Raw genomic sequence first — 21856 nt, 5'->3', positions numbered from 1 at the left:
CCATGGGCAAGAATAAGCTCATACTTTTGCTTGCCCTGGCGTCGCTCTTATCAGCGTTCTCCCATAAAGCCTCGGCAATCGAGTACGCCCTGCCTCTGGCTCCGCCGGAGAGGCATTCTCCAAGGCAGACCATGATTTCCTTCGCCACCAACATAAACATGGCGTACAGATTGATCAAAGAGGCAAACAAAGAGAACGACACCGCCGGAGCCGTCTTCTTCAACACCCCCGGAGCCCTGGCGAAAGCGGAAAAAGCCTCTATATATTTCAAAAAGGCGATAGAATGCCTGGACCTGAGGGACACACCAAGGGTCTACAGAAACAAGATAGGAAGCGAAAGAGCCCTTCAACTGAAAGAGATAATGGATCGGGTACCCATTCCGGCCTCGAGGGATATACCCGGAACGAGCGAACTCATAACCGATGAAGGACATATGGAGACGTGGAGAATCCCCGGAACGGAGATAAGGCTGAGGCGCCTGGAATCGGGAGAGGAGAAAGGATATTACCTTTTCTCCTCCGAAAGCCTCAGGGAGATATCCGATTTCTACGAGGCGGTACAGAACATGCCTTACAGAGACGATCCTCTGTCCACCCCGGGATTTTGGGATTGGTACAACGACTCTCCGGGACATCTCCTTCCTCCGAGATGGGCCTTTCTGCTTCCCAAGTGGTCCATGGTAACGGTGGAGAGCAACACCATATGGCAGTGGATGGCCTTGGTTATCCTCATAGGGTCAACTCTGTTGGCGATATCGTTGGCCATGGGTTTCTTCAGAAACAAGTCCCTTAAAAACGAATCGGATTTCAAAAAAGGGGTTTTGAAGCTCTCCTTTACCGTGACCTCAATAGCCATAGCCGCAACCAGCCGTTACCTGATAAAAGACGTCATAAACCTAAGCGGATCGGTGGCGTTGCTGTTCTCTGTAGGAACTCTGAGCGCATTCATCTGGATTTTCGGAGCGTGGACCCTGTTCGGAGCGTGTTCTCTCGTAGCCGACATAGTGATAATGTCTCCAAAAGTGGATCCTAACAGCGTGGACGCCAGCCTTCTGCGAACCGTATCCCGACTTATCGGTATCTTCGCCGCCCTGTCGCTGTTGACCTACGGGGCATCCCAGCTGGGCATACCTCTGGCATCGGTCATCACCGGACTGGGGGTCGCCGGTTTAGCAATATCCCTGGCGGCCAAACCGACTATAGAGAACATCATCGGAGGGATCTCCCTCTTCGCGGACAAACCGGTCAAGGTGGGGGATTTCTGTCAGTTCGGAGATAATAGCGGAACGGTGGTAGAGATAGGCATAAGATCAACCAGGCTGAGGCTGGTCGATAGGACCATCCTGTCAGTACCTAACGCCGACTTTTCCCAGCTCCACATGATGAACCTGACTCGCAGGGACAGGCATATGTTCGAGACCACCGTCGGACTGAGGTACGAGACCTCCATGGACCAGCTACGATGGACCATAACGAAGATAAAGGAGATGCTTCTGTCCCATCCCAAGGTACACCACGGCACACCGGTGAGAGTCCGCTTCTCCGGATTCGGTGCCTATTCGCTGGACATAGCGGTCCGGGCATTCGTACAGACCAGGGACTGGGAGACCTTTCTGGCTATCAAGGAAGACCTTCTCTTTCGAATGGCGGAGATAGTCGACTCCTCTGGGTCGGGATTCGCCTTCCCCTCCAACACAGCCTATCTTGCGGAGGACACCCCTCCGGACAAGAGTAGAGGAGCTCGAGCGGAGAAAGAGGTAGAGGAATGGAGGAAATCGGGAAAACTTCCCTTCCCCAATCCGTCCCCCGATCTCATGAAGGAAATCAGGAACTCCTTGGACTACCCTCCTCGGGGTTCTTTCGAGGCCGACCGCGATTGAGTTTATCCAGGGAGATGGCCCAGTACAGACGGCTCATCTCCCTGAAGTCCCTGACGTCGACATGGAAAATGGAAGCCAGCTTCTCCAGCCTGTAGTTGACGGTGGAGCGATGGAGGTGCAGAGACCGAGACGCTTCGGCCACGTTGAAACCGCTCTCGCACCAGGCCATCAGCGTATCGCGTAGTTCCTCCGTGTCGCCTCTGCCCTCCAGAGGCGACAGCTCCCTCTCGGACATGGACTCCGTCAGCGAACGGGGAGAAAAGAACAGAAGTTCCTCCACCCTGTAGCCCCTTATCGGGTAAAAACGGACGCCCGGAGCCACCTTTCTGCCGATCCTGAGAGCCAGCCGGGCCTCCCTGCATGATCGGGCCAGCTCCTCTATACCCACGGCCCCGCTGCCTATTCCAACCGCCGCCTCTATCCCCATGGACGAAAGAGACTTCTTGACGACTTTCCAGATCTCGCCGATCCTTTCCGATAAATCCGACCATCTTCCTCCCGGCAGGGGGAGAAAAACCACGTAGAGATCCATCTTCATGGCGGCCATGAGGCTTCTAGGACCTCCCATGGAGTCTCTAAGACGGGCCAATACGGAATCCCTGTAGGCTCCTGCCCCGGCAGAGTCCCTCGCCCTGGCGGTCTCCACCGCCAGGGCCACGTATTCGGAGGAACGATCGTATCCGAAATGCTCCGCCCTGTTCATCAGCAGCTCCGGGTCGCTGACCTTGGAGTTCAGCAGAAAAACGTCGGAGACCAACGCCTGGAGGTTTCTCTCCCTCTCCATTATCTCCCTCTGCATTATCCGCTCCCTGAGATAGAGTTCGGCCTGACGCTTCACCACCAGGGCGAAGGGGGTGACCTTTTCGGGATCACCGGTTATCGCCACGGTGCCTATCACCCTGCCGTCGGGGCCGACCATGGGATAGGTAACCCCCGGTCTGGTCCCTCTGAGCCTCTGGGACACCTCCTCGGTATCCACGCTTCCCTTTCCCGTCTCGGCGGCTATCCTGGACGACTCGTTCAGGGTTCCGAACCCTCTTTCGGGATCGCTGCAACCGATTATCACCCCCTTCACATCGGTGATGAGGACATCGTAACCTATGACCTCCGATATGGACTTGGCAAGCTCCTGAGCTATAGGTTCCAGCAAAACGATCGCTCCTTTCGTCAAAATGACGGAAGACTCTCCATATATAGGACGATAGTTGATTCAAAATACCGAAGTCTTTTCGATAGAGGGAGAATAGAATGGGGCCAGGATACAGAATATCTCGTTCCTTAAGGAGGGAATCATCGTGAGACACGGTGTGATGTTGTCCGCTCTGGCCGGTGCACTACTGCCCGCTTTGATCCTGTCGGGCCCAACTATATCCCTTTTCGGAATCGCCGTTTTCGGCATGGTGGCCGCCATAGGATCGGAAGATCTTCGAAGCACTCTGGCAGGCTGTCTGATTCTATCCCTCTCCGGAATTCTCGTTATGTACAGCCCGGTTTTCGTGGAGGAGATGGTCTCTCAGGCCTCGTCCCTCTACCTGGGAGGGCTGGTTTTCTTCTCCGCCGGATCCTTCGGAGCCATGAGAACCCTTTTCAGAATAGGCTCCCGGGAGGTCCACGACGCCGATATCAACGCTCCCTTCGATACGTCCCTGGAGAACCTGCACCAGGTAGCTTAGGGACGGTGGCGCCCCTCGCCGCATATATATCGTCTCAATATATTCTCTGCCGTAAGAGGCCCTGTGCGTACGCACAGGGCCTCTTACGTGTGTATAACGGACTAAAAACTCCGATCCCCTCCGATGAGACCACCGAGTCCCCCAAGGGTATCGAGAATGGATCCCTCGCCCTGGTCCTTGCTTCCCAATCTCTGAGGAGCGGCCTGAAGCATCCTGCCAGCCAGCCTGGAGAAAGGTAGAGACTGAAGCCATATCCGCCCGGGGCCCTTGAGGGTAGCGAAGAAAAGCCCCTCTCCTCCGAAAAGAGAGGTTTTTATATTGCCCGCCTGTCGAATGTCCATCTGCACCGAGGGCATGAAGGCAACGACGCATCCGGTATCGACGTCCAGCGTCTCTCCCGAGGCCAGTTCCCTGTCAAGTACGGTTCCACCGGCGTTCATGAAGGCCATCCCGTCTCCGGTCAACCTCTCCATTATGAATCCCTCTCCTCCGAAAAGCCCCGTAAGGATCTTCTTCTGAAGATAGATGTCGATAGACACTCCCTTGGCGGCACAGAGGAAACTGTCTTTCTGGCATATTATCTCCCCGCCCAACTCGCCCAGATCCACCGGAACTATGTTGCCCGGGAAGGGCGCGGCGAAGGCGACGTTGGCCTTACCTCCTCCGTTGTTCGTGAAGGCTGTCATGAAGAGGCTTTCGCCCATGAGGACCCTCTTACCGGCACCCATCAGCTTGCCCATAAAGCCCGACCCCTCTCGTCCCGACCCGTCTCCGAAGATGCTCTCCATGTGAATGGAGGGATCCTTGTACATCATGGCGCCAGCCTCTGCCATGGCGGTCTCTCCTGGATCCAGCTCCACCTCCAGATACTGCATCTCCGCTCCGAAGACCCGGTAGTCCACCTCGTGGCAACTCATGCCAGGAACGGGCGGCACCGGTGGGACCGGCGGCGCTCCGAGGGGAACGCCGGGCCCCGCTCCTCTAAGCTCCGAAATCTGAGATATCGGAAGCCACTGGGACATTCCCTCCCTCCAGGCCAGTCCTTCGGGAATCTCCAAGGCCATCCGTCTGGCGTCTCCGTCGTCGAAGGGGCCTCTCTAATCGCCGTTTACGCTGAAATACCATTGAGCCAACTCTCTATCCCCTTTCGCTCTGAAATCGAAAGATCTCTAAAAATCACAGAGATACCTTATCCCTGCCGGCATCCTTGGCCCTGTACATCGCCTCGTCCGCCCGGGCGATAAGACCGTCCATAGTCATTCCCTGCCGATATTCGGCCAGCCCCATGGAAACGGTTAACTCCACCCGGTCGTCGTCCAGCTTGAGGGGGCGATCTCCGATCCTCTCCCTGATTCGATCGAGTATCCTGTATCCCTCCTCCGACGAGGCTCCGGGAAGCACCATCACGAACTCCTCTCCTCCGTAACGTCCGATCACATCGTAGGGTCTGAGCTCCCGGCATAGGATCTTCGCTATGGAACGGAGCACCCTGTCTCCCGCCAGGTGACCGTAGGTATCGTTTATCCTCTTGAAGTGGTCCAGGTCCAACAACCCCAGGGTCAGAGGGGTGCCCTCCCGATCCGACCTTGCCATCTCACCGGAGAGCCTCTCGAACAGGGCGTGACGATTCAAAAGCTTGGTCAGCTGATCGTGGTTGGCGAAAAAGGCCAGTTTGTCCTGAAGCTCCAGTATCCTCCTTGCCACGGAAAGCCTCATCCTCAGCTCCTGGGAATCGAATGGCTTGACCACGTAATCGTCGGCCCCGGCCTCAAGTCCTCTCACCACGTCCTCCTTCTCGCTCTGCACGGTCAACAGGACGATATACTGGTATTTTCCGTTCATCCGGTTTCTCTCCCGAACGAGGCGACATATCTCCGTGCCCTCCAGTCCCGGCATAAGCCAGTCTATGACAGCCAGATGGGGAGCTTCCTCGCCGGAGAGGACCCTCCATGCCTCTTCTCCGTCGGAAACCACGACCGGATCGTATCCCCATTTTTTCAGCAACGATTCCAACATCACCCTGGTGGTCATGTCGTCCTCGGCTACCAGAATCCTCATTATTCGCCCCCCTCAGAGAATGACTTCTCGAACTCATCTACCTCAAGGATAAGTTCCTCCACTAGATCGCTCAACATCTCTCCATCCCCCGATTCCGCCGCCGTCTGAATCCTGTGACCTACGATCTTCAACCCCCAGGCCCCTGCTCCGGCCGCCGCTCCCTTCAACGAGTGTCCGCCCATTCGGACCTTTCGAAAGTCCCCGTTCTCGACGGAGGTCTTTATCTTTTCCACTATCTTAGCCAGATCGCTCCTGAAAGTCTCCAAAACCAACGCAGCTATGGTCCTATCGCCGCCCATCCGTTCCACCAGACCGGTCATATCGAGAACGTATCTGCCCGAAACGGACCTCCTCGGTTCTCCCGGCTCCACGTCTCTCAGGGCTTCGGCCAGGTCCTCCCGCCTAACGGGTTTAGAAAGATACCCTGACATTCCCTTCGCCAGATACCTCTCTTTGTCTTCCTTCATGACGTTTGCGGTGAGGGCTATTACGGTAACGTCCCGATCCAGGACAGGGCCTCCCCTTTCCCTTATGATCGCAGTCGCCTCCAGGCCGTCCATCCCGGGCATCTGTATATCCATGAACACCCCGTCGAAGCGCCTCTCGGAAAGGGCCCTGACCGCCTCCCTGCCGGATGAGACCGCCGTCACATCGTGTCCCATATCCTTGAGCATGGCCTCTACAACCACCCTGTTGGTGTCGCTGTCCTCCACGACCAGGAGAGAGAGAGGACGGAGAGACCCTCTCTCTTTGTCAGCTTCGACGTGAACCACGGGGGGATCGCAGAGAGCCATCTCTACGTCGAGGGAAAAAGTAGATCCTCTGCCTCTTTCGCTCTCGACGGAGATATCCCCTCCCATGGCCCTCACGATTTTACGGGAGATGGCCAATCCCAAACCGGTACCACCGTATTTTCTGCTCGTCGATCCATCAGCCTGGGAAAACGGCTTGAAAAGCCTCGGCACGGCCTCCTTGGAAATCCCTATTCCGGTATCGGACACGGAGAAGGACAGGGTTAACTTTTCTCCGTCGGATCTTAGACTTTTAACCGTAAGGGAGACCCCTCCTGAGGACGTGAATTTGACGGCGTTGTCCAAAAGGTTGGACAACACCTGCCTCAGCCTGATGGGGTCTCCGATCACCCAACGAGGTATATCCTTAGAAAGATCCAAGCTGTAGTCCAGACCCTTCCGTTTCGCCTCGGATCGATAGGAACCGTCCAACGCCTCCAGAAGCTCGAAAAGATCGAAGGGAGCCTCGTCCATGTCGAGGAACCCCGCCTCCATCTTGGACAGATCCAGGATATCGTTTATAAGTGCCAGAAGAGCGTGTCCCTCGTCCTTTATCACGTCCAGAGCCCGGTCCATCTCGGCGGGCGACTTGCCCCTGACGATAGCTGCGGTGCCGAGGATGGCGTTGAGAGGGGTTCTTATCTCGTGGCTGACGTTTGCCAGAAAACGGTCCTTGGCCTGATTGGCCTCGGCGAGCTGTGCCTCCGACTCCTGAAGTCGGGATACCTTGCCTCTGAGCTCGCCGTTCAGATCGTTGATCATCCTGTAGAGCCTGCTGTTTTTTATAACCCCGGCGGCAGCTCCGAGGACGACCGTAACGAAGGCCAGGGATATATCCATTACACGCCCCGGATCTCCCTCTATGCAGGCCATCATAATACCCAACGGCTCGTCCTGGGCTGTCAGGGAATGTATAAGCAAAGGAGTTCCATCCGAGGAAGTCATAACCATGGGTTTATTCCTGCCTAAAGCCCAGGCCACTGTACCGTCCTCCACCAGGATGGTCCGTTCCGACTCGAAGAAATCGGCCGATTCGGGAGGATCGCACCACTCACGGGAAAAGTCCAATCCATCCTCGGATATCAGGAAAAAGGCGATCTCGCCGACGTCTATCAGCGAACGGATCCTGGAGGCCACGCTCTCGAGGACGTCGGAGACGTCGCCGGACTGACCGAGGCTAACCGGGACGTTCAGAGAATCCACAGCATCGTCCAACACCCGGCGAGCTCTCTCCCTTTCTGCGTTGATCAGCGAGATTCGTTCCTCCAGCTCTCTTACCCTCTCTTCCATGGTCCCACCTCAAGCGATGAAAAATATTCGAAGTATCTCTTCGATCTGTCTCTCCGCCTGATCGAAGACGGAGCGGAGCTCCTCTTTGTGTATCCCGGTCAGCTCCCACAGTTCCTCGTCCAGAGGAGGAAGATAGAAGGTTCCGCTCGAGCCTATCTTCATGGCGTTGGCCATCCAATCGGCGATCCACAGGAGGGAGGTCTCCTCGGGATTCTCCGACGACAGGGGCTCGTGGTGCCACGAGGCCATACCGAGGATCGGTTCCGGTATCCGCCAGCTCTCTAGAAGCCTGAAGGTGACCTGGCCGTGGTCGAAGCCTACGAGCCTTCTCTCCACCTCCGTCAAGGGAAGGCGAAAGAAACGCGAGACTCCCAGACCATGGGACATATGGGAAGGGAACCGAACGTAAAGAATGGCCCTACCGACGTCGTGAAGCAAGCCGGCCAAGAAGAAATGATCGTCTCTGCGGATCTTCCTTCGACTCGCAAAGATCCTGGCCAGGACGCCACAGGTCACAGAGTGCTTCCAGAAAGACCTCATATCCACGTAGGACGACGGGATGTGGTCGAAGGCGTTCATGGTGGAGACAGCCAAGGCCAAAGAGGACAGCTCCTTTATGCCCACTATGGCGACGGCCCTGGAGATGGACCTTATAGGGGTGGGAAAACCGTAGAAGGCGCTGTTCACGAGCCTGAGCAATCTGAGAGACAGGTTGGGATCGGTGCCTACGACTCTGGCTATGGACGTCGCGGAGCTGACCGGAGACTGTATGACCTCCCGGATTTTAAAGTATATGTCCGGCAGAGAACTCAGAGGGACGTCCCCCCCGATTATCTCGGAAAGACGGGGTCTCTCGACCGGCAGCCCCTCCCTGGACGGAAGGGTCTCCGGCCTTCTGTGATCGGTCATATCGAAAAGACCGTCCGAATCCTCCTCTTCGATCAGCCGGGCGCATCTCTCCCTGCACAGATGAAAAATCTCCGAGCAGGGCCCGCCGTCTTGATGAGAGGGGAAGAAGCTTCGAACGATGGAGTCGCTTCTGTCCATGGTCTCCAGCAGAGACCTCTCCCGGGAGAGAAGCTCCTCCTGATCCAGGCCCTCTACGTCGGCAAAGGCTATTCCCCAGACCTTCATCATCGATATATGCTTTTCCGAGAGGGACGTTCCCCGGCCCAGGATCTTTCGACCAGCCGGGGTCGAGAGATCGTCGGCCAATATCATCCCCTCGGAGAGACGGGAGGTGCTGACCAAACCCATAGGCTCTCTCCTCTCAGGTTAAGCTCGATCTAAAGAAATTATACTTGAAAAAGCAGGTCGGGGACACCGTTGAAGGGCGTCCCCGACCTACTGAACTCTCCGGTTAAAACGATTTTTCCGTCATTTATCTACAACCGCCAGAGACGACGTCTCGGATATCTTGAACCTGTCCACCCCCGTCTGGAGTTTCTCGGCCATCTCCGCCAAAGACTCCGACCCTATCGCTATCTGCTCCGCCACGGAGGAAACGTCTCTCATCTGTTCCCTTATACCACCGGTGGAATCGGAGACATCGTTGGTCTTCTCCGCCATATCCTGGACGGCGGAGGATATTTCCTGACTGGACGCCGCCTGCTCCTCCGAGACCGCCGCCATATCCTGGGCCGCCGCCTCTATGTTGGCCAGAGACTGAAGGATATTTCCTATAAATACCTCCGCACCCTCGGCGTCCTGCCTGGCCTCGGTGGCCTGGCCTTCGTTGGCCTCCACGAGGGTTATGACCGCCTGAAGATCTCCGGCTATCTCCTTGGCGAGATCGGATATCTTGGCCGCCGAGGAATTGCTCTCCTCCGCCAATTTTCTGACCTCCTCCGCCACAACGGCGAAGCCCCTGCCGTGCTCTCCTGCCCTGGCCGCCTCTATGGCGGCGTTCAAGGCCAGAAGATTCGTCTGATCAGCAATGGAACCGATATCGGTCACGAAGGACTGTATCTGCTGGGCTCTGCTTCCCAGATCCTTGACCTTCTCCATCGAGCTTCTCGATTCGTCTGCAACCTTGATAACCGCCCTGACCGCCTTTCTGACCGACTCCAGACCGTCCTCGCCGGAGTGACGAGCCTCTCCGACCTGTTCGGCCACGTCGCTGCTCTTTTTGGCCGCGGCCTGAGACCCGGCGGCAACCTCCTGAACGCTGGCGTTTATCTCCTCCGCTCCTGCTGCCAGGCCTCCTACCATATCGCCGGTGTGATCCACATGGGAGTAGACCTCCTCAACGGTGGAATTTGCCTCTTCGGCGGTAGCGGAAAAAGTCTGCGCCTGTCCGGAAAGCTCGCAGGACATCTCCTTTATTTCCTTCATGGTGTACTCCACAGCGTCGAACAAACCGTTGAGAGCCACCAGGATGGACGAGATCTCGTCACGACCTACGACCTTGCCCCTGTGGCTGAGGTCCCTCTCCTCTCCGACCTTCTTGATATTCCTGACCATGGAGTCGATCGGCCTTGAGATGGAGAGGACGACCAGAGACGCCAGAGCCAGGGATAGCAGGGCCGTAACGGCTATGACGATCACCACGACCCTCTTTGAGGAGGAAGTCTCATCCTGAATGTCACCGAAGACATCCTCCATGCTGTTCGAGGCTATCACGACGAGCTCCTTTACCTCTTTGTCGAGCCTTACGGTCAGGTTTACTCCCGAAGAGGCTATGGCCATGAATGATTCTCTGGACTCTCCCCTGTCGATCACGTCTATCAGAGAATCCAACATGACCACCCACTCCTTCGAGGCTTCTACCGCCTCCTCGTATTCCTTCCTGGCGCCGTCCGACATGGGAATCTCTCCCAATCTACCGAGGGCGTCGTTCATGGCGGCCTTGCCCTTCGATATTCCCTCGCCGAAGACCTTACGCTTATCCTTGTCGGTGGCGTTCAATGCCCTGTATAGATTGACGAGGGCCTGGTTCATTCCGTCGGAGACCCTGTAGGCGGTCACAGCCCCCATGGCACCTACCTTGTGGAGTCTCTCCGTCAAGGAGCAAGTATCCTCTACCACCCCCACAAGATAGACCGAAGTTAAAACAGAGAAAGTCAACATAATACCAACCAAAACGAACAGTCGAACCCTTATCGACACCTGTCTGAGCAGATTCACACTAACTCACTCCTCTCGAACGAAACTGCGATATATAAACAAGCTTCCCCAGGTTCAATTTACCTCAAAAGCGTCAAAGAAACGCATAATCCGATTCAAATAGCGTAAAATTTTTTTGACGCAGGATGGATTTATATGGCATAGTCGAGGAAAAGATCTCTCATATCGAACAAGGAGAAAACCATGATATTCATACGATTGTTCGGTTCACCCTCCATAACCAGAGACGGGACCCCTCTGACCTTTCCCTTCAAAAAGGTGGAGGCTCTGGCATACCTTTTGACATCGCCGGGACGTCACGATCGCCGCAGACTCGCCAACCTGCTGTGGCCCGATAAAGACGAGGACCGTTCGCTGAAGAACCTTCGAAACGCCCTCTACAGGCTCCGGGCGACCCTACAGGAAAAGGCCGTGCTGTCCAAGGAGAGCAGGATCTTCCTGTCTCCGGACACAGTAAAAACCGAGCAGGAATTCATGGAGAATCTCTCCTCCCTCCCGGAGAGGGACCTAAGACGTATGGGACAGCCTTTCCTGGACGGATTTTCACTGGACGACGGAGAGGATTTCAACCGCTGGACTCAGGAACGAAGGGATGCGCTCAGGAAGAGGTACCTGGACGAGGTCACATCGGAAGCCCGAAAAGCGGGAGATAGGGGAGACGAAGCGAGAGCGACGTCGTTGCTGCAGAACGCCTTGAGCGCCGCTCCATGGGACGAGGAGATCGCCAGGGAGCTCATGAAAGCGTTGAAAAGGAGGGGGAACCTCCCCAAGGTGGTCGCCACCTATACGGAGCTCTCCAAAACCCTGAGAGACGAGATGGGACTGGATCCCTCTCCCGCCACGGTAGACCTTTACAGATCGATATTCAGGACCATGGACGTGCCCTCGGAAGAGACCGACGAACGGTATCATGTAGAGCTGCCCCGTTCGGACAGGGACCTGCTGGAGACTCTCTCCGTCTTCGGAACGGCCACCCCTCTCGAGGACCTGGAGATCTGTTCAAACCGAAACGGCAAAAGCCTGGAGGAGAGCGCTCTCAGCCTGGAGGAGAAGGGACTTATCTCCCTCAGCCAGCCATCTAACAAGGGGGCTCTGGCTTTACGGATAAACTCCGGTCAGCTAGAGCTATCGCTCTACGAAAGCATAAGCCCGTTCAAAAGAGCCCTGATTCACAGGAATATACTGAATCTGAGAGACCCCGGCAGTGTCTGGGCCTTTTCCCCACCTCAGGATTGCAGGGATCTAATACGTCATTCAGACAACGGAGGTTCCCTGGAGGACAGGATCTCGACCAGGATAAGATATCTCAGGCTGCTCTCCATCGGCCTATGCCAGGGATACCCGCCTATAGTGGATCCTGTACTGATAAAACTGGAAGAGGACGGCGTATCCCACTCGGACATAGACGATCTGACCATCTCGATCAGAGACCTGCTCGGGCGGCTGGAGACGGGCTACGGGGGAGACCGAATCCCACAACAGCGCAGGATGTTCACCTGCCTGTCCGGCTTCCACTCCGTCTGGAAGGGACTCATAGACCAGGGAAAAGCCGAGCTGGAACTGGCCCTTGAAAAAAGCGTCGAGGCGGGAGATCACGAGACGGCATCGGAAGCCCTCTGCGGACTGTGTCTCATGGCTATAAGGCTGAGCGACCGACGGGCCATCGGCGATTACAGCGACAGGCTCACGCGGGAAGGCAAGGACAACCCTCTGACCAGAGCCCTCTGCTACAGACTTCAGGGGGAAAACGCCAACGGAAATGATCCCCAGAAGGCCATCGATATCATGGAGAGGGCAATGGCCGAGATAGAGAACCTACGGGCATCGGGGTTCGGATATACCGCTATGGAGGCCATGGTATGGGGAGGTATGTCCGCAATGGCCATGGAGACCGGCGAGTTCGGAGAATCGGAAAGGTGCCTAAGAAAGGGGCTCAGCCGCCTTATAGGAGGCGGGATAAGACACGGAAGGTGGATCTTTCACTCCGCCCTGGCCTACATCGCCTGGAAAAAATCGGATGTAAAGTCCATGTCGGACGAGGCGGCCAAGGCGAGAGAGAGCGTCGACGACGTGATATACGGCGACCTGGGAATTCTGTACAACGGCATGCAGGCCCTGGCCGCTGCCGCAGGGGGTCAGAGCCGAGAAGAGGTGAACAGCCACATCGGCAGGGCCCGTTTTTCCGCATCCTGGCTTAACGGGGAAAACCGGACAGTCCGTTTTCTCCAAGAGATGGAAAAGGAGCTGAAAAGCTAGTTACCGACGGATAAGGCGATGACCTCGAAAAGTCATCGCCTTAGAGACAAACCTGTCAGTCTACCACCTTGTAGGTAAACTCCACGATGGTTTTCTTGCCCATCCCGGAGGGGAGAAAGATAATGTCGTCGCCGAAACCTATCTGATCGTTCTCTCGGATGTTGTTGATATAGTTGATCATCTCCATCTCCATCTCTTCCCTGTCCCCGTAATTTCGGACTATATTTCTGGAGATAACATGATTATCCGTTATGGGAACGTGAACCTGCATCATCATCTGAAATCCTTTTATCGACATGAAACCCTCTCCTTTCATCGAAAGAAAAATCTCGTGGCTACGATCACGAAGGGGGCTAACAGTATGGCCGTTATGGCCACAGTCAGGACAAGCCTTTTTCTATCGTGCCGTACCGTCTCTTTTCGCTCCCGAACCCTATCCTCCAGGGCTCCCTTTCGGACCGGATTTCCCCACATATCCGGATCGGGGGATATGAGTTTTCCCACAGCTCCGGTCTCCTTTCAAAAAAATGGTCTACCTATATTATACTATCGACGTATTCGGAATGTCCCCAAAGGGGCATATTTCTTTTTTCGCATAGAAAGGACGGGATCCCGTGAAAGGCCTAGTAGACAGATTTATAGGATACGCCAAGATCCACACCACATCGGACGAGAGCTCCTCCAGCTGCCCCAGCACCTCCTGCCAGCTGGATCTAGCCAAGCTCCTGATAAAGGAGATGACGGATATGGGGCTGGAGGACCCTAAGCTGGACGATAACGGATACGTAACCGCCACGCTCCCCGCGACGGAGAAGGGACCGACCATAGGCTTCATAGCCCACATGGACACCGCCCCCGACATGTCCGGCGAAAACGTATCGCCGAGGATAGTGAAAAACTACGACGGGAAAGAAATCGTCCTGGACGAGGCGGGAGAGGTCGTGCTGTCCCCCTCCGACTTTCCCTGTTTAAACGACTACGTGGGACAGGACCTCATAGTGGCGGACGGCACCACCCTTCTGGGGGCCGACGACAAGGCCGGCATAGCCGAGATAATGACGGCCGTGGCCTATCTGAAGGATCACCCAGAGATACCCCACGGCAGGATCAGAATAGGCTTCACCCCAGACGAGGAGATAGGCAGGGGAGCCGACCTGTTCGACGTCGAGGGCTTCGGGGCGGATTGGGCCTACACGGTGGACGGGGGCCCGGTGGGACAGATGGAGTACGAGAACTTCAACGCAGCCTCAGCCACGGTCCGCATAAAGGGACGTAACGTCCACCCCGGCACGGCCAAGGACCAGATGATCAACTCGATCCACATAGGAACCCGGCTGGCCGGTCTGATGCCGATCTCGGAGGTTCCGGAGAAGACCGAGGGATATCAGGGGTTCATCCACCTTCACACCTTCGACGGTACAGTCGAGGAGACCACCCTCAAGTTCATCATAAGGGATCACGACAAAAAACTCTTCGAGGAAAAACAGGAAACGGTTCGAAGGGCGGTGGACCAGGTCAACCGAGAGTTCGGAGACAGGGCGACTCTTAAGCTCAAGGAACAGTATCTCAACATGAGGGAACACATAGAGAACAGGATGGACATAGTCGAACTGGCCAAGTCCGCCATGGAGGAGGTTGGCGTAACCCCCATGGTGGAGCCGATTCGAGGAGGCACCGACGGCGCCAGGCTGTCCTACATGGGACTGCCATGCCCCAACCTTTTCACAGGAGGACACAACTTCCACGGAAAGTACGAGTTTATACCGATACCCTCCATGGAGAAAGCCGTCGACGTGATAGTAGCCATAGCCAAGCTGGCGGTCCAATCTTAAGGGGCACCTCTGAAAACTCCAGTCCTCGGAGAGGTCGTTTCGGAGGAGCCCATTCGAGCCCGTATTTCCGACCTGCCGTCGTGTAGTACGAATGGGGCGACAGGACGTCGCCCCAAGCCGAGGGGGCACAGGACGTGCCCTCCGAGGCGGTCTGTACGAAACAGGCAGGTCGGAAATACGTTTGGGCGAGACAGGTCGGAGCCGAAACGACCTCTCCGAGGAAACTCTGACGTGAGTTCTTAGAGACGCCCCATGATCTTATTTCACCGCATCCAGGTTCAGGGAATACCGGTTCTCCCCGGCCTGAGCGATTAGGTTGAGCTCCGCAAGACGCTTTACGTCCCTTCTGGCAGTCTGTTTGGTGACCTTTCGATAAAGCAGAGAGAAAGGCCTTTCGCCCATGAGATCGTTCAAAGAGAAGTCCCGTAGGTCGTCGAGCAGAAGGGACAAAAGCTCGAACTGTCTGACCGTGATCTCCCTCTGGGCCTTCAACTGAGCGAGGTGCTCTCTGAAGACGAGTTTTTTTATCAGATCCGTTATCCTATCCTTGATATCCATCAACGACTCGGTGACTCCGTCCAGACAAAACTTCAAAAAAGGGGTTACGTCCTTCCCCTTGAGCTTTATCGTCTCGGAGAAAGCGGAGTAATAGCCGTCGATATTCCGATAGTAATAATTGGACAACATCTTAGGCACATAACGAACGTTCGCCGCCTGAAGTATGATCGCCTCTATAAGCCGGGCGGTCCTGCCGTTGCCGTCGAAAAACGGATGGATCAGCGAAAAATGATAATGTGCCAAGATAGCCCGAACGAAAGGCCCCTTCGAGGTAAGCTCCTCGCTGTTGACCCACTCGACGTACTCCCTCATCAGGTCCTCTATATCCTTCAATATACGAGGGGGCCTGTAAACTCCGCCGTGAGACTTGTCTCCGACCTCCGTATAACCTACGGTCTCGTTGCGATATCTGCCGGGCTCGTTGAACTGGTGGGGAACCCCTGAGGTAACTATACGATGCAGCTCTCTGATCAGAGACTCCTCCAGGATAAAGGGGTCCTTCTCCGGCTTGATCCTCGATAGAACTTCATAGGCTTTGACGAGGTTCCGAATTTCGATCTCGCTTTTGTGGACCACGTCGGGAACGTCGTCGTTCTCCATTATCCCGATGACCTCTTCCTGAGAGAGGGGATTCCCCTCTATGGCGGCGGTGCCGAAGATGGACTGCCGGACAAGCTCCGTCTCTAATTGGGACACCTTCCGAGGCAGAATCGGAAGGTCCGCCACCGTCTTGTTGAGGATCGTCGCAACGGCCAACGAAGGGGACAGGAGCTCCTTGTCATACTCTTCGCTGAAGTAGAAAGGCCCGAACTTACAGGTCATATATCTTCTCATTCCTGCCGCCTCCCTTGATACGAAAAATGTAACACATATATTCAGCTACAGCAAGGGTTTAAGGGGAACGGGTCTATTTTAAATGATAGCCTTTAGGATCACTCTTTTTCCAGAAGATGCAGCGTGTCGGGGCGCAGAGAAACCCGGATCGACTCGCCGGGACGAAAGAGCTCGCCGGTTATGGGGTTGACCTGATGCACAGTCAGGGTCTTCAGGTCGGGGCATTCCACCTCGTACTCCACCAGATTTCCCAGGAAAGTGGTCCTGACCACCTCGCAGGGAAAATGTCCCTCCTCCCGGAAGAGAATCACCGCCTCGGGACGGGCCACCACCTGCCGCACCTCTCCCGTCTCGAAAGAGGATATATCCATAGGATAAGTCCTCCCTCCCAGAAGAATCCCCCCGTCGGAAACCGTCCCCTCCAGAAAGTTGGCCTTGCCTATGAAATCGGCCACGAAGCGGTTTCTCGGCCTTGCGTACAGGTCCACGGGAGAGCCTATCTGCTCGATCCGTCCGTCCTTCATCACCACGACCCTATCGGAGATGCTCATCGCCTCCGCCTGGTCGTGGGTAACGTAGACCGAGGTTATCCCCAGGGTCTTCTGAAGCCGCCGGATCTCTATCCTCATCTGTTCCCTGAGCTTGGCATCCAGGTTGGACAGAGGCTCGTCGAACAGCAGCAGCTCCGGCTCCATCACTATGGCTCTGGCAAGAGCGACCCTCTGCTGCTGTCCCCCCGAAAGCTGGGAAGGCTGACGGTTCTCCAGACCCCGGAGCCCCACCAGGTCTACCACCCTCTCCATCTTGGCCTTTATCTCCTTATGGCTCAGCCTCTTGAGCTTCAGGCCGAAGGCGATGTTCTCGAAGACGTTAAGATGGGGAAAGATGGCGTAGGACTGGAACACCAACGTGGCGTTTCTCCTGTTGGGGGCCACGTCGTTCATCCTCTTATCGCCGAAATATATATCTCCCTCCGTCGGGTCCTCGAAACCGGCTATCATGCGAAGCAGGGTCGTCTTGCCGCAGCCGCTCGGTCCCAACAGGGTAACCAGCTCGCCGTCCTCCACAGAAAGGTCGACCCGATCCACAGCCCGGACCTTGGAGGCGCCGTCGTAACCGTCGAATTCCTTTGTGACTCCCGATATGCGAAGCTCCATAACACTAACCCTCCCGAACCTGAATGGCCGAGGCCCCGCCGGTACGCCCCGGCACGAGTCGACCTATGACCGCCACGGCGATCAGAACGATACAGACCAAGATGACACTGAAAGCCGCCGCGACCCCAAGCCTTCCGGACCCCACCTGGCTGAGGATCTGCACCGTCAGAAGGTTCCAGTTGGCCGACACGAGGAATATAGCGGCGCTGATAGCGGTCATGGCCCTTACGAAGGCGAATACCAGCCCGGAGAAGAATGCCGGGGCTATGAGGGGCAGGGTCACCTTGCGGAAAGTCGTCAGACCGTCGGCCCCCAGGTTTCTGGAAGCCTCCTCTATGGACGGATCTATCTGCCGAAGCACCGCCACGCCGGACTGAATCCCCACCGGAATATAGCGAAACACGAAGTTCAGCACCAGAATGCTCAAGGTCCCTATCAGCACCATAGGAGGCCTGTTGAAAGCCAGTATATAGCCTATTCCCACCACGGTACCGGGAACGGCGAAGTTCAATATGGAGCCGAACTCCAGAGTCCCCTTGCCCGGAAAGGACAGCCGGACCACCATGAAGGCTATCAGCATACCCAATATCCCCGATATCGGCGTGGACAGCAGGGCCACGATCAAGGTGTCCTTTATGGTATCCCCTCCCACCTGGAAAGCGTAGGTCAGATGGGCCAAGGTCGGGGTGAAATCGTATCCCCACACCTTGGTGAAGGCCCCTACTGCTATGACCCCGTAGAAGAGCGCCACCGAAAGGGCGAACAACCCCAGAAGACCTCTGAGAAAGGCTCCTGCCCCTGGGCCTATGAGTTTGGACGTGGAATCCACCGGTTTTCCCGTAACGGTGGTGTACTGTCTTTTTCTCAGGAAATAACGCTGTATCAGGAAAGCCGTCACCGACGGAAGCAGCAACACCACCGCAAGAGCCGCCCCCAGGGGCAGGTTGAATGAACCGGTTATCTCCAGATATGCCTGGGTGGCCAGCATGGGAAAGCGGCTGCCCGCCAACACCAGAGGATTTCCGAAATCCGCCAGAGACTCTATGAACACCACTAGAAAGGCGCTGGCTATGCCAGGCAGGCTCAGAGGCAGAGTGACCCTGAGGAAAGTCTGCCAGCGGGACGCCCCCACGTTCATGGCTGCGTCCTCCAAGGTGGGGTTCAGAGACTCCAGGACGCCCCGGAGGGTCAGATAGGCCACGGGAGCGAAGGTGAACACCTGCGATATCAGCACTCCCTTGAAACCGTAGATGGAATAGTGCCTTATCCCAAGCAGCCCCCTCGTGATGAGGCCGTTGGAGCCGAAAAGCATCAGCACCGACAGAGCGCTGGTGAAAGGAGGCGCTATTATCGGAAGTATGAATATCAAATGCAAGATCTTCTTCCAACGTATATTGGTCCTCACCATCGTCAAAGCGGCCACATAACCTACGGCAACCCCTATGATGCCGGTAAGAGCCCCCACATGAAGGCTGTTCATAAGGGCGTTTCTGAGATAGGAGAACTGGCCGAAACGAAGGTAGTTTTCCAGGGAAAAACCGCCTCCGTCTCCCTGAAAACTCTTCAACAACACCATCCCCAGAGGGTATATGACGAATAAAGCCAGGGCGACCCCGACGGCTAGCACCAAAAGGGCGACCACAGGGTCCCTCCAGAGCAGACGAAGCTCTCTCATACCTCGTCGCAAGATAACACTTCCCTCCAAATCAAAAGCCCGGGGAGATCTCCCCGGGCGAACTATACGAAAGAGGACTCGGGGAAAACTACTGTCCCAGCACCTCTGTGACCCAGCGTTCCACTATGCGCTTTTTGTCCTTGGCGGCCTTTTCCCTGTCGTAATCGATAAGGGTGATCTCCGAAAGGGCCGGAACTCCCTCGCCGGCCGATACGTCGGAACGGACCGGGAAGAAGTAGGTCTTGGCGGCACTGAGGGAACTCTGCCCCTTCTTGGAAATTATCCAGTCCACCAGAGCCTCGGCCTCGTCCAGGTTCTTGGCTCCCTTCACTATGGAAAGGGCGGCGGCCTCGTAGCCGACTCCCTCGGCGGGGAATATCACCTTGGACGGATATCCCTGGTCGACCAGCTTGAGGAAGGCCGGGGTAAACTGTATGGCGATGTCAGTCTCGCCTATGGCCAGGTTCTTGCTGGGGCCGGTTCCGCTCTGGGTATATGTCTGGATGTTGGGATTGAGCTTCTTCATGTAGTCGAAAGCCCCGTCCTCTCCGAAAACGGTCATGAGGGTCTGTACCATGGCGTAGGCCGTCCCGGAAGACTGAGGAGAGGGCATCTGGATCATCCCTTTGTACTCGGCCTTGGTGAGGTCGGCCCAGGATTCGGGAACGGATATTCCCTGATCCTTCAGCTCCTCGTCCAATACGCCGAATCCCAGAGGATTCATGTAGAAAGCGTACCAGTAGCCCTCCGAATCCTTGAAATTATCGGCCAAGATTTCTGCCTCGGAAGACACATAGGGACGGGTGAGACCTCTGGTCTTGGCAACTATGTGGTTCTCGTTGGGAGCCCCGAACCACACGTCCGCCTGAGGATTGGCCTTCTCCGCCTCGATGCGGCTGAGAGCCGGACCGGAGGATAGAAAAACCATATTGACCTTTATCCCCGTATCCTCGGTGAAGGCCTTCAGAATGTTGGTGGCGTTCTCCTCGTCTACGCTGGAATAGACCACCAGAGAGCGGTCTTCCGCCATGGCTCCAGCTATGAAAACGAAGGAGAAAAGGGCGACGAGCATCGTCGCCAGGAACCTGGAACATCTGGACATGGACGTTGCACCTCCTAAGGTATTTGTTCTCGAAAGATCGGAACGAGAAAACTATACCACGTAACGTCTTCGTTACAAAGAGGTAGCCGTCAGAGGGAAATCAGATCAACATAACGGGAAAAATCTCGTCGGGATTCTTGGGATTACGATTCAGAATAAGATCGCTAAACCCGAGTTTCTCAAACAGCTCGTCCTTCAAAAAGGCATCGGCGATCTTGAAGACCATCTGGGAAGGGTTTTTGGGTTTTATTATCCTGATATCCGAAATAAAAAGAGAGGTCGTTGGAGTTTCATGGTTGAGCATAAGTTTTTTTTCCTCGCCAACCAGAACAGGAACCTCCGAATCCGGAGTGACGGGATCCTGAGCCTCTCGCTCCTTTAATTGCTCGTATAAAGATGAAATGGACTCCACCTTCTTGAGAAGCTCGTCCATCCTCTTATCCAGAGAATCGGTGGTCCAAGCCGCGTCTTCGGCGCTCATCACCGAGAGCTTGGATTGATCCGTAAAGTCCTCGAAGGACAGCTTTTCGTCGCACTCATCGTAAAGACAGGTCAGGCTTTCCAGATCACCGGTCACCTTGACCCCATAATCGGTGTCGTCGTAGGATAGCCCAGCTAGATAACATGGACAGCTACCTAAAAAATCCGCCGAGAAGGTCCCGTCTCCGTTATCCGTAAAAGGACCGGCATCAGTGCCGTCGGCGATCCGACCTCTTTCTCTATCTATAACCGCCATACAGGAGGCCTCGTATCTATCTATCTCCGCCAGATACTCCTCTATCCTCTTCTCGGATAAAAGGCCACATTCCTTGAGCCCCATTCTATAGATCCTTCTGAAAAGGTCCGCCTGAAGCGAGGACATCTCAGCCTGAAGGGTCAACCTGTCCTCCTTGGAGATAGAACTATCCTCGGCCAACTTCGAGATCGACCTCATCCTTTCCATGGTGTCGCCAACATCCTGAACGGACATGGCGATCAAAGCCACGGTATCGTTGTCCCTAAGCCCCTTCACAGCCTCGGACCAATCCCGCCCCTCAACTCTCGATTGAACGTCGCTGAGCCCCGATCCCAGCTCGGAGATCTCAACCCGATCCACATCGGGAAGCAGAACGTTATTCCGGTTATGAGTAACAGGTGTCCACTTGTAACAGGTGAAATCCGCCATTTTGGAACCGTCTATATGCATGACTCAACCTCCTAACCCTATCGAGGGTAATAATCTTCCCCTGGACTATACGCCCAGGGGACCGCAAAAAAAGGAGACGACAAAACGCACAAGATCAGAAGCATGGCCCTAAATACGGTTTTTAACCCAGAATGGTTACTAAAAATAACATCAGTCTTCAAACAACATCAGTTCTCCCTAGTCTCATTCACGTCTACATCAAGTCTCTCCTCATTATATATCTCGGAGTAAATAAGGAATCACTCAAGTACTTATAGAAAAAACAACAAAAAAGAGAAATAAATACCCACATAACGCATCCAGCCCCGACCATCGAAGGATGATCGGGGCTGGATGTAGAAAAATAGAAAAGACTCTTGGCAGCGACCTACTCTCCCACGAAGCGAATCGCAGTACCATCGGCGCTGGAGGGCTTAACTGCCGGGTTCGGCATGGGAC

At 55.5% G+C, this 21856-nt stretch carries 17 protein-coding genes, 1 rRNA gene and 1 pseudogene; 4 read left to right on the top strand and 15 right to left on the bottom strand.

Annotated features, from left to right (window positions below; translation table 11 throughout):
* Positions 1–2 precede the first annotated feature (2 nt).
* The gene (locus L2W58_RS06685; RefSeq protein WP_236102577.1) at positions 3–1880 is read left to right on the top strand and encodes a mechanosensitive ion channel family protein; all 1878 of its coding nucleotides are present in this window, start codon (positions 3–5) and stop codon (positions 1878–1880) included.
* Here L2W58_RS06685 and L2W58_RS06680 read toward each other — a convergent pair.
* Positions 1825–3030, bottom strand: a complete 1206-nt coding sequence (locus L2W58_RS06680; RefSeq protein WP_236102576.1) for a CdaR family transcriptional regulator — start codon at positions 3028–3030, stop codon at positions 1825–1827. The two genes, L2W58_RS06685 and L2W58_RS06680, sit on opposite strands and share 56 nt — an antisense overlap.
* A 145-nt stretch (positions 3031–3175) precedes the next feature.
* Here L2W58_RS06680 and L2W58_RS06675 point away from each other — a divergent pair, with 145 nt between their 5' ends.
* Complete coding sequence (locus L2W58_RS06675) at positions 3176–3553, top strand: hypothetical protein (RefSeq protein ID WP_236102575.1); 378 nt, start codon at positions 3176–3178, stop codon at positions 3551–3553.
* 101 nt (positions 3554–3654) lie between these two features.
* Here L2W58_RS06675 and L2W58_RS06670 read toward each other — a convergent pair whose 3' ends face one another.
* The 6 genes and pseudogenes from L2W58_RS06670 to L2W58_RS06650 all read right to left on the bottom strand — a co-directional run bounded on the left by L2W58_RS06670 (position 3655) and on the right by L2W58_RS06650 (position 10818).
* Entirely contained in the window at positions 3655–4470 is an 816-nt protein-coding gene (locus tag L2W58_RS06670; RefSeq protein ID WP_420827987.1) for a TIGR00266 family protein, read from the bottom strand.
* 78 nt (positions 4471–4548) lie between these two features.
* Positions 4549–4638, bottom strand: a pseudogene (locus L2W58_RS13215) (hypothetical protein); the annotation flags it as partial.
* A gap of 91 nt (positions 4639–4729) precedes the next feature.
* Positions 4730–5611, bottom strand: a complete 882-nt coding sequence (locus L2W58_RS06665; protein WP_236102573.1) for a GGDEF domain-containing response regulator — start codon at positions 5609–5611, stop codon at positions 4730–4732.
* Positions 5611–7692, bottom strand: a complete 2082-nt coding sequence (locus tag L2W58_RS06660) for an ATP-binding protein (RefSeq protein WP_236102572.1) — start codon at positions 7690–7692, stop codon at positions 5611–5613. The genes L2W58_RS06665 and L2W58_RS06660 overlap by 1 nt, the downstream gene beginning before the upstream one ends.
* Before the next feature lie 9 nt (positions 7693–7701).
* The gene (locus L2W58_RS06655; RefSeq protein WP_236102571.1) at positions 7702–8949 is read right to left on the bottom strand and encodes an HDOD domain-containing protein; all 1248 of its coding nucleotides are present in this window, start codon (positions 8947–8949) and stop codon (positions 7702–7704) included.
* Between the two features lie 120 nt (positions 8950–9069).
* A complete protein-coding gene (locus tag L2W58_RS06650) occupies positions 9070–10818 on the bottom strand; it encodes a methyl-accepting chemotaxis protein (protein ID WP_236102570.1) in 1749 nt (582 codons plus the stop codon).
* A 183-nt stretch (positions 10819–11001) separates the two neighbouring features.
* Here L2W58_RS06650 and L2W58_RS06645 point away from each other — a divergent pair, with 183 nt between their 5' ends.
* Positions 11002–13074 carry an AfsR/SARP family transcriptional regulator gene (locus tag L2W58_RS06645; protein ID WP_236102569.1) on the top strand — a complete coding sequence of 691 codons (2073 nt, stop codon included), beginning with the start codon at positions 11002–11004 and terminating at the stop codon, positions 13072–13074.
* 55 nt (positions 13075–13129) lie between these two features.
* On the opposite strand, the gene L2W58_RS06640 is transcribed toward L2W58_RS06645, so the two are convergent.
* Positions 13130–13372 (bottom strand): hypothetical protein, encoded by a 243-nt coding sequence (locus L2W58_RS06640; protein WP_236102568.1) that lies wholly within the window; start codon positions 13370–13372, stop codon positions 13130–13132.
* Between the two features lie 14 nt (positions 13373–13386).
* The gene (locus L2W58_RS06635) at positions 13387–13578 is read right to left on the bottom strand and encodes a hypothetical protein (RefSeq protein ID WP_236100379.1); all 192 of its coding nucleotides are present in this window, start codon (positions 13576–13578) and stop codon (positions 13387–13389) included.
* Positions 13579–13688: 110 nt separating this feature from the next.
* Here L2W58_RS06635 and pepT point away from each other — a divergent pair, with 110 nt between their 5' ends.
* On the top strand, positions 13689–14906 hold the full coding sequence (pepT, locus tag L2W58_RS06630) for a peptidase T (protein WP_236102567.1): 1218 nt from the start codon (positions 13689–13691) through the stop codon (positions 14904–14906).
* A 258-nt stretch (positions 14907–15164) separates the two neighbouring features.
* Here pepT and L2W58_RS06625 read toward each other — a convergent pair whose 3' ends face one another.
* The 6 genes from L2W58_RS06625 to rrf all read right to left on the bottom strand — a co-directional run.
* Positions 15165–16298 (bottom strand): Fic family protein, encoded by a 1134-nt coding sequence (locus L2W58_RS06625; RefSeq protein ID WP_236102566.1) that lies wholly within the window; start codon positions 16296–16298, stop codon positions 15165–15167.
* 98 nt (positions 16299–16396) lie between these two features.
* Entirely contained in the window at positions 16397–17455 is a 1059-nt protein-coding gene (locus tag L2W58_RS06620; protein ID WP_236102565.1) for an ABC transporter ATP-binding protein, read from the bottom strand.
* Between the two features lie 4 nt (positions 17456–17459).
* The gene (locus L2W58_RS06615) at positions 17460–19142 is read right to left on the bottom strand and encodes an ABC transporter permease (protein WP_236102564.1); all 1683 of its coding nucleotides are present in this window, start codon (positions 19140–19142) and stop codon (positions 17460–17462) included.
* Positions 19143–19218: 76 nt separating this feature from the next.
* Positions 19219–20232, bottom strand: a complete 1014-nt coding sequence (locus L2W58_RS06610; RefSeq protein ID WP_236102563.1) for an ABC transporter substrate-binding protein — start codon at positions 20230–20232, stop codon at positions 19219–19221.
* A 100-nt stretch (positions 20233–20332) separates the two neighbouring features.
* Positions 20333–21418, bottom strand: coding sequence for a hypothetical protein (locus L2W58_RS06605; protein ID WP_236102562.1), 1086 nt, complete (start codon positions 21416–21418; stop codon positions 20333–20335).
* Positions 21419–21772: 354 nt separating this feature from the next.
* Positions 21773–21856: ribosomal RNA gene (gene rrf / locus L2W58_RS06600) — 5S ribosomal RNA — on the bottom strand; the annotation flags it as partial.

Source organism: Dethiosulfovibrio faecalis (genome assembly GCF_021568795.1).
Classification (GTDB): domain Bacteria; phylum Synergistota; class Synergistia; order Synergistales; family Dethiosulfovibrionaceae; genus Dethiosulfovibrio; species Dethiosulfovibrio faecalis.
Note: the sequence above shows the minus strand (reverse complement) of the source record. Positions and strands in the feature narration are given on the sequence as shown.